This is a genomic window from Demequina subtropica, assembly GCF_000971235.1.
In the GTDB taxonomy this organism is placed as follows: Bacteria; Actinomycetota; Actinomycetes; order Actinomycetales; family Demequinaceae; genus Demequina; species Demequina subtropica.
The window spans coordinates 189927-203192 of sequence record NZ_BBMB01000011.1 but is presented as its reverse complement, the minus strand read 5'-3'; the positions used below and the strand labels follow the sequence as shown (position 1 = coordinate 203192).

Sequence of the window (13266 nt, the reverse complement as noted above, 5' to 3'; positions counted from 1 at the left end):
CCCTCCTGGGTCATCGGCATGAGGCGCGGTCGCGGCCCTCGAGCTTCCCCCGGGAGGCGACGCTGAGGAGAACGCCCTCCGGGCGTCCTATCGACGGTCGAGGGCCGGTGTTGAGGCTTCCGCGCCGAGGCGGAGGTCGATCTCCGACGCCGACATCGGACGTCCGTAGTGGTAGCCCTGGCCGATCACGGGGCCGAGCGCCCGCACGGCCGCACCCGCGTCCGCGTCCTCGATGCCCTCCGCGACCACGCGCAGGCCGAGCGCGAGCGCGAGCTCGACGGTCGACCGCACGATGATGAGGTCCTGCGGGTCGCCACCCACCCCGCGTACGAAGGACCGATCGATCTTGAGCTCGTCGATCTTGAGGCGTCGCAGGTAGTTGAGCGAGGCGTTGCCCGTGCCGTAGTCGTCGATCGCGATCGCGATGCCGAGCTGGCGCAGCGCCCCCAGCACGAGGTCGGCCCGCACGGGGTCGGTGAAGATCGCGGTCTCGGTCACCTCGAGCACCAGCGACGATGCGGGCACCCCGTGGCGGTCGAGCGCGGCCCGCATGATCGAGGGCGTCGCGAGGTCGGAGAGATGGCGCGCCGAGATGTTGACCGCGAGGCGCAGCTCATGGCCCGCGTCGCGCCATCGCGCGAGGTCCGCGAGCGCCGCGTCGAGCACGATGTCGGTGAGCGCGTAGATGAGCCCCGAGTCCTCCGCGAGCGGCACGAACTCGTCGGGGCCGACGGCACCACGCTCGGGATGGTTCCACCGGGCGAGCGCCTCGACGCCGACGGTGCGGCCCGTCGCGAGGTCCACCTGGGGCTGGTACGCGACGTGAAGGGCGCGCTCGTGGAGGGCGGCGCGCAGGTCCACGAGGAGCTGGAGGCGCTCGACGGTGTTGACGGCGAACTCGGGCGAGTAGGTGCTCACCCGATCGCGCTCGAGCTTGGCGTGGTACAGCGCGATGTCCGCGTTCTTCATGAGCGACGCGGCATCGCCCCCATGGAGCGGCGCGACCGCCACGCCCGCCGAGGCTCTCACCAGGAGCTCGAGCGAGTCCACGGCGAGCGGGGTGGCGAGCGACGCCAGCACGGCGCGGGCGACGCGCTGGGTCTCCGACAGGCCGCCGAGCACCACGATCGCGAACTCGTCCCCGCCGAGCCGGTGCACCGAGGCGCACGGCGGCGCCTCCAGGACCAGCCGCTTCGCAACCTCGCGCAGGATGCCGTCGCCGACGGCATGCCCGAGCGCATCGTTGAAGTCCTTGAAGTTGTCGAGGTCGAGCAGCACGAGCCCGGGACCGGCGTCGGCGCGGTGACGGGAGGTCGAGAGCGCGGCACGGAGCTCGTCGCCGAGGCGTCCGCGGTTGCCGAGCCCCGTGAGCTGATCGTGGCGCGCCTCGTGCGCATGCCGGGCGCCCATGGCGGCGAAGACATGCGCGGCCGCCACAGGGGCGCCGAGGAGGACGAGCCCCAGGAGCCCGTGGTGCGCGAGGTCGACGGCCGCTCCGGCGACCGCGATGAGGACCAGCTGGGACAGCGACAGGAACCCGAAGTCCTGGCGCGCCAGGTGGAGCAGCGGACGCGATGCCGCGAGCGCGACGGCCGCGCTCACCATGAGCTGGTTGGCGACGACCATGGCGATCCCGCCCGCGAGCAGCGCGGCCACATGCCGCGTGCCGATCTCCCCGCCCGGTGCCAGCGGATCGGTGCCCGCGATCGCCGCGTACACCCACGCGGCCACGGCGACCATGAGCACGTTCTGGCCGATGTTGAACAGCAGCTTGGTGACCGGGATCCGGTGACGGGCGGCGATGAGGAAGCCCGCGGCGAGCTGCGCGATCATCGCGGTCGTCGCCCCCGCGACCGGGATGAGCGCGAGCACGAACGGCATCGAGGTGCCGAGCGATCGCTTCTCCGTGCCGCTCACGTGCAGCACCACGGGCCTGACCTCGCCCGCGAGAGCGCTCAGCATCAGGAAGGCCACCGCCCAGAGCGGGCTCAGCTCGAGCACCTGGTCCCATGGCGTCGCGACCACCGAGACAGCGAACGTCGCGAGACCGGCCGCCATGATCACGCCGATGTAGACGTGGAGGCGCGAGGGGCGCATCGGCGCGCGTGGCATGGCACCCCCTCCGGTCGTTGCGGACTGCGGTGCGGACTGCAGTCCGCAGGCACCCCATCGACCCCGGGGCGACGCGTGTGAGGAGTCGTCAGGCAGCCGTCACGGGCGCAGGTGCGCCGCCCGGCGCGTCACGGCGCGCAGGAGTCGACGAGCCCCTCGGTCGCCGCGTACGCGACCGCGCGCTCGCCCGCCGCGTCCGTGTCGAAGGTCAGGCACCAGTCGGCGGCGGTGGAGCCGCTGTAGGTCACCGCCACCACGTCGGGCGAGGTGCGCGCGACCGCGACGCCGTCGACCAGGTAGGCATCATCGGTGAGCTCGACCGCCACCGCCGTGGCGGCGGGGTCCTCGGCGAAGCGCGCGACCACGGCGTTGCCCACCGTGATCGCGTCGACCTGGGCGTGCGCGACCACCGTGCCGTCGGAGCTCTCCGTGCCGGCGTGGATCAGCCAGCCCGCGAGCCACAGGAGCGAGCCGACGACCCCGAGCACCAGCCCCGCGAGCGGCCAGGACCGACGGCTCGCCGCGCCCGCGCCCCAGCGCCGCAGCCCGATCGCGCCCAGCACGATCGCCACGGGGCCCAGGCCCAGGCATCCCGTCACGAACGCCGCGATGCCGATCCCGTCACGTGGGGCGCCGGGCGCATCGTCCGCGACCTCGCGCTCGATCGTGTCGACCATCCCGTCCTCGCTCTCGCCTCGCATCCGGCACAGTCTCGCACGGGGCCGCGGGGGACGATGCGCGGCGACGAGGAGAAGCGAAGGCCCCCCGGAATTCGGGTCCGGGGGGCCTTGCCTGAAGCACGAGAGACCACGGCAGGGGGGCACCCGCAACGCGGCGACGACCTCTCGGCCGACTCCCCGGGCCCGTCTGCCCTGTGCCGTCACCCACAGGTCGCGCAGCCGCGTCGAGGCTGCGGACATGGGCCGCCGTTGTCCGAGGAGTCCGATCAGGATCTCGTGCGCCTCACCCTCGCCCCCACCGCACGCCGTCGCCGTCGCCCGGTAGGTCCGACGGCCTCGGGGAGCGCTCTCACGTCCCCCGTCGGCGCGCGTCGCACCTTCTCGCTAACCGCGTTTCTACTCGCGTCCGGCGAGCACTGCAAGGGGTACCGGACAGGGTTCTCCTGTCCACCGCGCGCCCACATGTTCATCCACATGAATCGTGCGGAGACTCGAGGTTTTACCCACACCTGTGGATGAAATCTGTGGAAACGATGTGATGCCTGCAACTCGCGAACCTCGCACGATGCCCTGGCCGCGAGGCCCCTCCACCCGTACGCTCGGGGGCATGACGACCGCTCCTGGACTCATCGCCGCCCAGGCCAAGATGGCCGCTGCCGGGGTCGACCAGACCGCCATCGACGTGTTCTCCCACTACTTCGGGGAGCTCGAGGCCGGCGCCACCGGGCTCATCCGCGAGGACACCATCGAGCCGCTGCTCGACCCTCCCTTCCTCGAGGGCGTCGAGGTCTCGGACGCGCAGGCGCGCGAGGCGCTCGCTCGCACCGCGATCATCCGCCTCAACGGCGGACTGGGCACCTCGATGGGCATGGACAAGGCGAAGTCCCTGCTACCGGTGCGAGACGGGCGATCCTTCCTCGACCTCATCGTCGCCCAGGTGCAGCAGGCGCGCGCCGCGACCGGGGCGTCGCTGCCGCTCGTGCTGATGAACAGCTTCCGCACCCAGGAGGACTCGCTCGAGGCGCTCGCGCCGTACGCGGACCTCGCCGTGGACGGGCTCCCGCTCGACTTCCTCCAGAACGCCGAGCCCAAGCTGCTGGTCGACGGCCTCATGCCGGTCGAGTGGCCGCAGGACCCCACGCTCGAGTGGTGCCCTCCGGGGCACGGCGACATCTACACCGCGCTCCTGGGCTCGGGGATCCTCAAGGCCCTGCTCGACGCGGGCTACCGCTACGCCTCCACAGGCAACTCGGACAACCTGGGCGCCGTCCCCAGCGCGCGCATCGCCGGCTGGTTCGCGGCCTCGGGCGCCCCGTACGCCGCGGAGCTGTGCCGCCGCACGGCGGCCGACCGCAAGGGCGGCCACCTCGCGATCCGCAAGGCCGACGGCCGGCTCATCCTGCGCGACACCGCGCAGACCGCCGCGGAGGAGATGCACTACTTCACGGACGAGCACCACCACCCGTTCTTCCACACGAACAACCTGTGGTTCGACCTCGAGAAGCTGTACGCGGCGCTCACCGAGCGCGGCGCAGTGCTGGGGCTGCCGCTCATCCGCAACGTCAAGAACGTGGACCCCACCGACTCGAGCAGCCCCGAGGTCTTCCAGATCGAGACGGCCATGGGCGCCGCGATCGAGGTGTTCGAGGGCGCGACGTCCATCGTGGTCGGACGCGACAGGTTCCTCCCGGTGAAGACCACGAACGACCTGCTGCTCCTGCGCTCCGACGCATACGACCTGGGCGAGGACGGAGGCCTGCGGCTCGCGCTGCCGGCCGCCCCGCTCGTGGACCTCGACTCGAAGCACTACAAGACGATGTCCGCGTTCGAGGCGCGCTTCCCGCACGGCGCCCCGTCGCTCCGGGACGCGACGGCGCTGACCGTGCGCGGCGACTGGACCTTCGGCGCGGGGGTCGTGTGCCGCGGCGAGGTGACGCTCGAGGACACCGGCAAGGCCGAGACCATCCCCGACGGGACGGTGCTCGAGGGCTGAGCCGCGCGCTCACGGCACGGGCTCAACGCTCGGTGCGCGCGTCCTCCTCGGCCGTCGCCGCGAGCATCGCGTTGTAGGCCCTCAGCTCGGCGTCGTCGTCGCGGTCGGCCTTGCGGTCGCGCCTGCGGGTCTCCTTCGCGTCTGCGCGACGCCAGGCGACGATGATCCCGATCGCGAGCGCCACCACCGGCAGCTCGCCGATCCCCCACGCGATGCCGCCGCCGTACTGCTGATCGGTGATCGCGTCGGGGCCCCAGTCGCGGCCCATGAGGCCGAAGTACGTGGGAGCGAGCAGCACCGTCGACATCATGATCGCGACACCGAAGAAGGCGTGGAACGCCATCGTGGCGAACAGCAGCACGATGCGCAGCGGGTAGCCCGGCCGCGTGGGCCCGGGATCGATCCCCACGAGCGCGTTGACGAACAGGTACCCGACCACCGTGAAGTGCAGGGTCATCCACAGGTGGCCCGCGTGGTTGCGCAGCGCGAGCTCGAACAGCGGCGAGTAGTAGAAGACGATGAGGAAGCCCGCGAAGCTCACGGCGGCCACGATCGGGTGCGCCCAGAATCGCATCCAGCGGGACTCGACCACCGTGCGGATCCACTCGCGCGGCCCCATCGACCCGTCTCCACGCGGCGGCAGCGCCCGGAGCGCGAGCGTGATGGGGGCACCGAACGTCAGCGCGAGCGGCGCGACCATGACGAGCAGCATGTGCTCGAGCATGTGCCCCGAGAAGGTGGTCATGCCGTAGACGGTGGGACCGCCCTGCGTGATCCACACCATGAGCACGATGCCCGCCATCCAGCTCGCGGTGCGATGCCACGGCCACGCGTCGCCGCGGCGGCGCAGCCGGGTCACGCCGAGCACGTAGACCACCGCGAGCGCCGCAAGCACGAACGCCGCGATGATCTCGAGCCGCCACAGCCCGATCCAGTTCGCGAAGGACGGCGCGGGCGGGAGCTCGTAGCCCGTGAGCTGGTACGCGGGGCTCGGCTCCTCGAGAGCGACGATCGGCACGGGCGGCGCCGTCGACGCGAGCACCGCCGCGACCCCCATGACCGCCACGAGCGCGCCGACGTCGACCATCATGAGCCGCCAGAATCGGGACGCGACATCGCGCTCGGACAGGCGCGGCAGCGCGACGCGGCGGTGGAGCACCGCGAGGGAGATCGCGACCACCATGAGGCCGGTCTTGAGCAGCAGCAGGCGGCCGTACGGCGTGGTCCACAGGTCCGAGACCGCGGACAGCCGGATCCAGCCGTTCGCGAGCCCGGACACCACCACCGCGGCGGCGGCCCAGATCGCCATCCGCGAGGCGCGGATCATCGCGTCCTTGGCGAGCGTGCCGAGCACGCCCCGCAGCGCGAGCATCACCCCGATGACGCCGGTCCAGACGGTCGCGCCGACCAGGTGGAGGAACATCGCGGACGTCGCGAGGTGGTGGTCCGCGGCACCCGCGGCGTGCCCGGTCTGCGCGAGCCATGCGAGCGCCCACGCGACGGGGACCAGGGACCAGGCCGCGAAGGCCGGCGTGCGCACGAGCGTGCACAGCACCGAGGCCACGAGGCCCGCGCCGAGCACCTGGAGGTACGCCTGGAGCAGGTCGACGGACATCGAGTAGCTCCACCACTCCTCGACGAAGCGCGACGCGTCGGGCAGGGTGCCGCGGATGCTCGCGTAGGTGGCCATCGAGTGCGCGAAGGCGCCGAGCACCCAGCCGATCGAGCCGAGCCGGGCGATCAGGGACGCACGCCCCACCGCGCGGTGGCCGGCGGGCAGGACGCCCGCGATCACCAGCAGCGCGCCGGTGGTCGCGGCGATGGACAGGTCCCTCGCCGCGGCGCTGAGCGTCACGAGCGTCTCGACCGTCATGCGGACCAGAGTAGAGCGCTGCGGCTACGCGCCGGTCGCCTCCCCGACGATGGCCGCGGCCTCCAGGACGGAGGCGATCACATAGGCGACGGCGCCGAGGAGCGTGAGGCAGCCCAGCGCGATGCCCACGGCGGCGGTCCGGCCGTTCGTGGCGAAGCGACGCGCGGCGGCGTTCCACCCGCGCACGCCGTAGTAGACCGACGCGAGACCCGCGCCGACGTAGACCCAGAGCACGCCGCCCGCGACGAACATGATCAGGGTCGCGACGAGCGCGGCGCCGCCCAACCCGACCGACGCGTGCGCATAGTGGTTGAGCTCCATGCTGATGCCGCGCCCGCGGATCTGCTCCTGGGCGCTCTCCTGGCGCGCCGGCGGCTCGTAGGGCTCGTACGCGGGCTGCTCGTCCCACGATGCCGGCGTCTGCGGCGGCCAGGTCGGATCGGGTGCGGGCTCAGCGGCGGGTTCCGGTTCCGCTGCGACCGGCAGCGACGCGAACGAGTCGTCCGGATCCGGATAGAACGTGTCCTCGTGCGGCATCGGCACCCCCCGTGCTGGTGCCGCCACCCTAGCGGCACACCTTGCGGCCCTCAAGGAGGCTGCCAGGTACGATGCGTGCGGCGTGAATGAAACATGTCCACGCTATGATGGACCCCGAATTTCGGCATTGAGCGTCGCCATCTGAACGGCGGCGTTGGGGGGAAGGCTTCCGCATGGCCACGTCGACCACGATCGAGGACGCTCGCGTCACACCCGGGCGCGCCCCCGAGTCGCCGAAGGCGCGCTCGCACGGAGGCCACCGCAAGGACATCCAGGCCCTGCGCGCGCTCGCGATCGGCGGCGTGCTGATCAACCATCTCGTCGGCTGGCGCCTCCCCGGCGGCTACATCGGCGTCGACGTGTTCTTCGTGATCTCGGGCTTCCTCATCACTGGGATCATCGCGCGGGACATCACGGCGCACCGCTTCTCCCTCGCCTCGTTCTGGGGACGTCGCGTGCGCAGGCTCATGCCGGCATCGTTCCTCGTCGTGCTCGCGACCGCGGTCGCGACCGCCCTCGTCGTCCCGCACGCGATGTGGCGCCAGTTCAGCGAGGAGGCCATCGCCGCGACGCTGTACGTCGAGAACTGGCAGCTTGCCGCGGCGGGCTCCGACTACTTCAGCGAGGACCTCTCCGCCTCGCCGGCGCGCCACTTCTGGTCGCTGTCGGTCGAGGAGCAGTACTACATCGCGATCCCCGTGCTGATGGTGCTGCTCTGGCTACTGGTCCGTCGCCGTGCGCGCCGCTTCGCGGTCGCCGCCCCGACCGTGCTGGTCGTCGCCTTCGTCGCCTCGTTCGCCTGGGCGCTGCACGGCCTCGCCGATGCGCAGACCGACACCTTCTACCCCACCACCATGCGCGTGTGGGAGTTCGCGCTCGGCGGCGTGGTCGCCCTGCTGCCGGCCCTGCTGGCATCGCTCGGGGTGCGCATTCGCGTGCCCGACATGGTGCGCGCGCCGCTCGTGTGGGCCTCGTGGCTCGCGATCATCGGCGCGATGGTGATGTTCACCGCCGGCACCGCGCACCCCGGCTACCCCACTCTCGTGCCGACCGTCGCGACGGCGCTGATCCTCGGCCTAGGCAGCACCGCTCTGCGCTGGGACGCGGTCCGCATCGCCGGCACGCGTCCGATCCAGTGGCTCGGGGACGTCTCGTACTCCCTCTACCTGTGGCACTGGCCGATCATCATCATCTCGGGCTACGCGTTCCCCGACGCCCCCCACAGGCTCCTCGTGGCCGGGCAGCTCGCGGCCTCCCTCGCATGCGCCGCGATCAGCTACCGCTTCGTCGAGCAGCGTTACCTCGCCCCCTCGCGCGACCGCCTGTTCACCGGCCGGCGCACGCTCGCGATTCTGCTGATCGGCACGCTCGCGGTGCTCTCGCTGCCGGTCGCGACCATCGCGCGGGCCGACCGCGAGGCCGAGGCCAACGCCGAGGCCGTCCAGCTCGCGGTCTCGCATGGCGACGACTGCCTCGGTGCCGCCGCGGTCACGCGTGGCCCCGAGTGCGCCGGGGTCGAGCCGGCGGCGCTGCTGCCCGCGCTCGGCGACACCGGCGCAGGCGGCGAGGAGATCGATCGCTGGATCGGCGATCAGGACTGCTTCTACGCCTACAAGGAGGAGGGCTTCAGCACGTGCCACGCGACGGGCGGCACGGGCCAGGGCCCGAGGGTGTTCGTCGTGGGCGACTCCCACGCAAACCAGCTCAAGCCCATCGTCCACTCACTGGCCCAGGAATACGACTGGGACGTGAGCATGTCCTTCCGTGCGAGCTGCGCCTATACGTTCGCGCAGCGCACCACGTTCGGACCGCTCACCACCCGCCTGTGCACCGAGTGGCAGCATGCCGCCGCCGACGAGATCCGCACCGGCGACTACGACCTCATCATCACGAGCGGGCTCTCGGGCGTCGAGTGGGAGCTCGCGGGCGCGGACAACCAGCACGATGCGGGCGTCGCGGGCCTCACCGAGGCGTGGCAGGTGGCGGTCGACTCCGGCGCCCGGGTCCTCGCGTTCACGGACCTGCCCCATCCGGTCGAGGACGTCCAGAAGTGCGCCGCGATCCACGGCCTCGAGGGCGCGGAGCGCTGTGCGCACGACCGCTCCGAGGCGCTCCCCTTCGATCCGCAGGCTGATGCTGCGGCAGGCTTCTCGCCCGGTGAGGTCACGGTGCTCGACCTCACCGACACCTACTGCTCCGACGACACGTGCTCGCCGGTCGTGGGCGGGGTGCTCGTCTACCGCGACCAGAGCCACATGACGCCGCTGTGGGCCACCACGCTCACGCCCGAGGTGATCGACCGCACGCCCGAGGCCTTCCTGGTCGGCTCCTCCGCCTGACCGACGCGAGTCAGGGGGCGTCGATCCACGCACCGTGCGCATGTGCGGTGGCGATCGGTTCGACCTCCCTCGGCCGCAGGCCGATGCGCACGTCCGCGGCGCCGCCGGGCGCGGGCTCGAACGCGACCCTCGTGACGGGGCGCTCGCGCGCGACCGCCGCGACGGCATCGTCGATCGCATCGAGTCGCGCATCCTCGAGCTGGTAAAGCGCGATCGAGTGCCACAGCACGAGCGGCCCCGAGGGCAGGGCATGCGCGACCTGCGGCAGCGTCACGGCGGCGTCTCCGGCCACCATCCGCACGTCAAGGGTGCGCCGCAGCGCGATCGCCTGTTCGAGCCGCGCGCGGCGCTCCGCTTGCTCGGGCCATACGAGCGCCTCGAGCCACGCCACTTCGGCGGGCGCGGAGACGTCGATGGGCGCGAGGTCGAGCCCGATGCGGGTCGCGAGGCTCGGCACCCGCGCGGGGAGGGGCAGCCCGCCGCGCAGGTCGGATCCGACCTCGAGAGCGCCGCCACCGAGCCGCACGTCGCCGTAGCGGTACGCGAGCGCGTCCATGCCGAGCAGGAGACCGGCGGCCGCGCCGATCTCGACGGCGTGCACGGGGACCTCCCAGCCCTGAAGGGCGATGGCCTCGGCCACCGCGGGCATGAGAACGGCGCATCGGCGCACCTCGTTGGTCTGGGTGGTGCGCGTGCGCCCGATCTCCTCGATCGCGCCCGCGCGGTTGAGCACGAAGTCGCGGAACGCCTGGTAGGCCGCGGCGTCGGGCTCCCGCGGCGCGGCGACCCGACTCGGGTACCAGGCCGCGAGCGCATCGTCCGGGGTGACCAGCATCTGCACGGCGGCGAGCAGCACGTTCACTGGCGGCGACGCCGGGATGCGGGCGAGCACCGCGAGCACCTCGGCGTCATCGACCATCCGGCGCGCGAGCAGGTCGTACAGGGGCGAGTCGGCGGCGAACGGTATCCACGCGCGCAGGCCCTCCGCGAGCCGCTCGAGGTCGCCGTCGTGATCCGCGAGCCATCGCTCCATTCCGCCTCCCTGGCCGCAACTTTGCCGAGACTTGACAATAGTGCACCTCGCCTCGGCGCGTAGCGTGGCCCCGTGACCGTTCTCACGCTCGCACAAGTCCGAGCGCTGCGCCTCCGCGCGTTGCTGCTCACCGGCGCGCGCGGGCTGGTCCTCGACGGCGGCGCGAGCGCGGTGGCGTGCGTGGTCGAGCACCTGGGGGCGATGCAGGCGCAGGACGTCGCCTCGGCCCGCTGGTCGCTCGGCGTACGCCTTCCCGGCACGCCGCAGGCCGAGGTCGTGGCCGCGATCGACCGGGGCTACGTGCTGCGCACCTGGCCCATGCGCGGCACGATCCACCTGGTGCCGTCCCGCGACGCCGCGTGGATGACCGCGCTCATGAGCCGCCGACCGCGTGCAGCGGCCGCCTCACGCCGTGCCGCGCTCGGACTCACCGACGCCGACGTCGCGCGCGGGACAGAGGCGCTGCGGGAGGCGCTCACCGGGACGCGGCTCACGCGCGCCGCCTGCCTCGCGGCGCTCGACGAGGCAGGGGTCTCGCCCGCGGGGCAGCGCGGCTACCACGTGATCGTCGACGCGGCGCAGTCCGGAGCGGTGTGCCTCGCGGGAGAGGAGGGCAAGGAGCAGCTCTTCGCGCGCCTCGACGAATGGGCCCCCGATCCCGCGCACCCCTCGCGCGACGAGGGCCTGGCGACCCTGGCCACGCGCTTCGTGCGCTCGCACGGGCCGGTCACCGAGAGGGACTTCGCGCGCTGGACGGGCCTGCCGCTGCGCGACTGCCGCGCGGGGATCGCGGGGGCGGAGGCCTCGGTGGAGGCGGTCGAGACTGAGGCGGGGCCGATGCTCGTGGCGCCCGCCGCGCTCGAGGAACCGGCGGTCGACCTCGAGGACCTCGCGCTGCCGGGCTTCGACGAGCTAGTGCTGGGCTACGCCGATCGCAGCGCGCAGCTCGACAAGGCGCATGAGCCGTCCGTGGTGCCGGGAGGCAACGGCGTCTTCCGCTCGACCTTCGTGCTCGACGGCCGCGTCGTCGGCACGTGGAGGCGCACCCTGAGGGCGCACTCCGTCGAAGTCGAGGCGCACGACATCGTCGGCCTGTCCCGTCGGGACCGACAGCGGTGCGAGCGGGCGCTCTCGCCGTTCGGTGCGTTCGTGGGACTCCCGGTCACCGTCACCTGGGCCACCCCACCCCGACAGCGCGCACGGAGTTGAGCGCGACACGCCGGGGGAACGCGCGCCGCGCGCCCGGAACGGCGGCGTGTCGCCCCGAGATCCGTGCGCAGCGTCGGCGGGGGTGAGGGGTCACCCCCAGACGAGGCCCTGCGCCGGGTCGCTCATCACACGTCCCACATCGGCCAGCACGCGCGCGCCGAGCTCGCCGTCCACCAGACGGTGGTCGAAGCTCAGCGCGAGCTGCGTGACCCAGCGGATCTTGATCTCGCCCTCGTGGACCCACGGCTGCTCGCGGATCGCGCCGAAGGCCAGGATCGCCGATTCGCCCGGGTTGAGGATGGGCGTGCCGGTGTCGATGCCGAGCGGGCCGACGTTGGTGATCGAGATGGTGCCGCCGCTGAGCGCGGCGGGAGGCGTGCGGTTCTCGCGGGCGAGCGCGGTCAGCTCGCCGAGCTCGAGCGCGAGCTCGTGCAGCGGCAGCCGGTGCGCGTCCTTGATGTTCGGCACCAGGAGCCCGCGCGGGGTCGACGCCGCGATGCCGAGGTTGACGTAGTGCTTGTAGACGATCTCCCGCGCCTCGTCGTCCCAGCTCGCGTTGATCTCCGGGTGGCGTCGCACCGCGAGCAGCAGCGCCTTCGCGACGATGAGCAGCGGCGTCACGCGCACGTCGGAGAAGTCGCGGTCCACCTTGAGGCGCTTGACCAGGTCCATCGTCGCCGTGACGTCGGCGGTGTGGAACACCGTGACGTGCGGCGCGGTGAAGGCGGACTTCACCATCGCCTCGGCGGTGCGCTTGCGCACGCTCTTCACGGGCACGCGGGTCGAGCGGCCGCCGTCCGCCGTGTAGCCCGACTCGAGCCACGGCTGCTCGTCGCCCGCGTAGGTCGCGAGCGAGCGCGCCGACTTCGCCTTGGCCGCCTGCTCGACGTCCTCGCGCGTCACCAGGCCTCCCGGTCCGGACGGCGTCACCGTGGTGATCTCGACTCCCAGCTCGCGGGCGAGCCTCCGCACGGGCGGCTTCGCGAGGACCGGGTAGTCCGACACCTCGCCCGCGCCGCCGACGGGCTCGAGCGCGCCCTCCTTGCGGGGACGTCGCCGCGCGGACCCGGCCGAGACGCCATAGCCGACCAGCACCGCGCCGGAGGCCTCCTCCACCGGAGCGGGGGACGATGCGGCGGGCGCCGCCGCCTCCGCCTCCGCCTCCGGGGTGGGGACGCTCAGCACTCCCGAATCCGCTCCGGACACCTCTCCCGGGACGCTGACCTCCGGCTCACCCCCGGGATCCACGTCGAAGCGCGCGATGGGAGCGCCGACATCCACCGTGTCGCCCTCGGCGACCAGCAGCTCGGTCACCACGCCGTCCACGGGGCATGGAAGCTCGACGAGCGACTTCGCGGTCTCGATCTCGACGAGCGGCTGGTTCACCTCGACGGTGTCGCCCACGGCGACGCGCCACGTGACCACGTCGGCCTCGGTCAGGCCCTCGCCCGCGTCGGGCATGTGGAAGGTCTCGAAGGTAGGCATGCGGG

The 13266-nt window shown here is 72.6% G+C and carries 9 protein-coding genes; 3 read left to right on the top strand and 6 right to left on the bottom strand.

The genetic code is table 11. From position 1 onward, the window contains the following. Window positions 1-87: 87 nt before the first annotated feature. Together AOM06_RS10575 and AOM06_RS10570 are read right to left on the bottom strand one after the other, a co-directional pair. Window positions 88-2112, bottom strand: coding sequence for a putative bifunctional diguanylate cyclase/phosphodiesterase (locus tag AOM06_RS10575; protein ID WP_156163677.1), 2025 nt, complete (start codon window positions 2110-2112; stop codon window positions 88-90). Between the two features lie 128 nt (window positions 2113-2240). After that, the gene (locus AOM06_RS10570) at window positions 2241-2813 is read right to left on the bottom strand and encodes a DUF4190 domain-containing protein (RefSeq protein WP_156163676.1); all 573 of its coding nucleotides are present in this window, start codon (window positions 2811-2813) and stop codon (window positions 2241-2243) included. 586 nt (window positions 2814-3399) lie between these two features. Between AOM06_RS10570 and AOM06_RS10565 the strand changes: the two genes are divergently transcribed. Then, entirely contained in the window at window positions 3400-4785 is a 1386-nt protein-coding gene (locus AOM06_RS10565; RefSeq protein WP_062305651.1) for a UTP--glucose-1-phosphate uridylyltransferase, read from the top strand. Between the two features lie 22 nt (window positions 4786-4807). On the opposite strand, the gene AOM06_RS10560 is transcribed toward AOM06_RS10565, so the two are convergent. Both AOM06_RS10560 and AOM06_RS10555 read right to left on the bottom strand, forming a co-directional pair. Continuing rightward, on the bottom strand, window positions 4808-6658 hold the full coding sequence (locus AOM06_RS10560; RefSeq protein ID WP_062305647.1) for a bifunctional copper resistance protein CopD/cytochrome c oxidase assembly protein: 1851 nt from the start codon (window positions 6656-6658) through the stop codon (window positions 4808-4810). A 24-nt stretch (window positions 6659-6682) separates the two neighbouring features. Continuing rightward, a complete protein-coding gene (locus tag AOM06_RS10555; RefSeq protein WP_156163675.1) occupies window positions 6683-7195 on the bottom strand; it encodes a hypothetical protein in 513 nt (170 codons plus the stop codon). Window positions 7196-7368: 173 nt separating this feature from the next. On the opposite strand from AOM06_RS10555, the gene AOM06_RS10550 reads away from it, so the two are divergent. Further along, entirely contained in the window at window positions 7369-9534 is a 2166-nt protein-coding gene (locus AOM06_RS10550; RefSeq protein WP_062305641.1) for an acyltransferase family protein, read from the top strand. Window positions 9535-9544: 10 nt separating this feature from the next. Here the strand turns inward: AOM06_RS10550 and AOM06_RS10545 are convergent, their stop codons facing one another. Further along, window positions 9545-10567, bottom strand: coding sequence for a DUF2332 domain-containing protein (locus AOM06_RS10545; RefSeq protein WP_062305638.1), 1023 nt, complete (start codon window positions 10565-10567; stop codon window positions 9545-9547). Between the two features lie 72 nt (window positions 10568-10639). On the opposite strand from AOM06_RS10545, the gene AOM06_RS10540 reads away from it, so the two are divergent. After that, a complete protein-coding gene (locus tag AOM06_RS10540; RefSeq protein ID WP_062305634.1) occupies window positions 10640-11776 on the top strand; it encodes a winged helix DNA-binding domain-containing protein in 1137 nt (378 codons plus the stop codon). Window positions 11777-11866: 90 nt separating this feature from the next. Here AOM06_RS10540 and AOM06_RS10535 read toward each other — a convergent pair whose 3' ends face one another. Next, window positions 11867-13261: a dihydrolipoamide acetyltransferase family protein gene (locus tag AOM06_RS10535; protein ID WP_062305631.1), complete on the bottom strand. Its 1395-nt coding sequence runs from the start codon at window positions 13259-13261 to the stop codon at window positions 11867-11869. Between the last annotated feature and the right edge of the window lie 5 nt (window positions 13262-13266).

Coding starts and splice junctions, on each gene's coding strand:
- AOM06_RS10575 (WP_156163677.1), bottom strand. CDS start 2,112: ATGCCACGCGCGCCGATGCGCCCCTCGCGCCTCCACGTCTACATCGGC.
- AOM06_RS10570 (WP_156163676.1), bottom strand. CDS start 2,813: ATGCGAGGCGAGAGCGAGGACGGGATGGTCGACACGATCGAGCGCGAG.
- AOM06_RS10565 (WP_062305651.1), top strand. CDS start 3,400: ATGACGACCGCTCCTGGACTCATCGCCGCCCAGGCCAAGATGGCCGCT.
- AOM06_RS10560 (WP_062305647.1), bottom strand. CDS start 6,658: ATGACGGTCGAGACGCTCGTGACGCTCAGCGCCGCGGCGAGGGACCTG.
- AOM06_RS10555 (WP_156163675.1), bottom strand. CDS start 7,195: ATGCCGCACGAGGACACGTTCTATCCGGATCCGGACGACTCGTTCGCG.
- AOM06_RS10550 (WP_062305641.1), top strand. CDS start 7,369: ATGGCCACGTCGACCACGATCGAGGACGCTCGCGTCACACCCGGGCGC.
- AOM06_RS10545 (WP_062305638.1), bottom strand. CDS start 10,567: ATGGAGCGATGGCTCGCGGATCACGACGGCGACCTCGAGCGGCTCGCG.
- AOM06_RS10535 (WP_062305631.1), bottom strand. CDS start 13,261: ATGCCTACCTTCGAGACCTTCCACATGCCCGACGCGGGCGAGGGCCTG.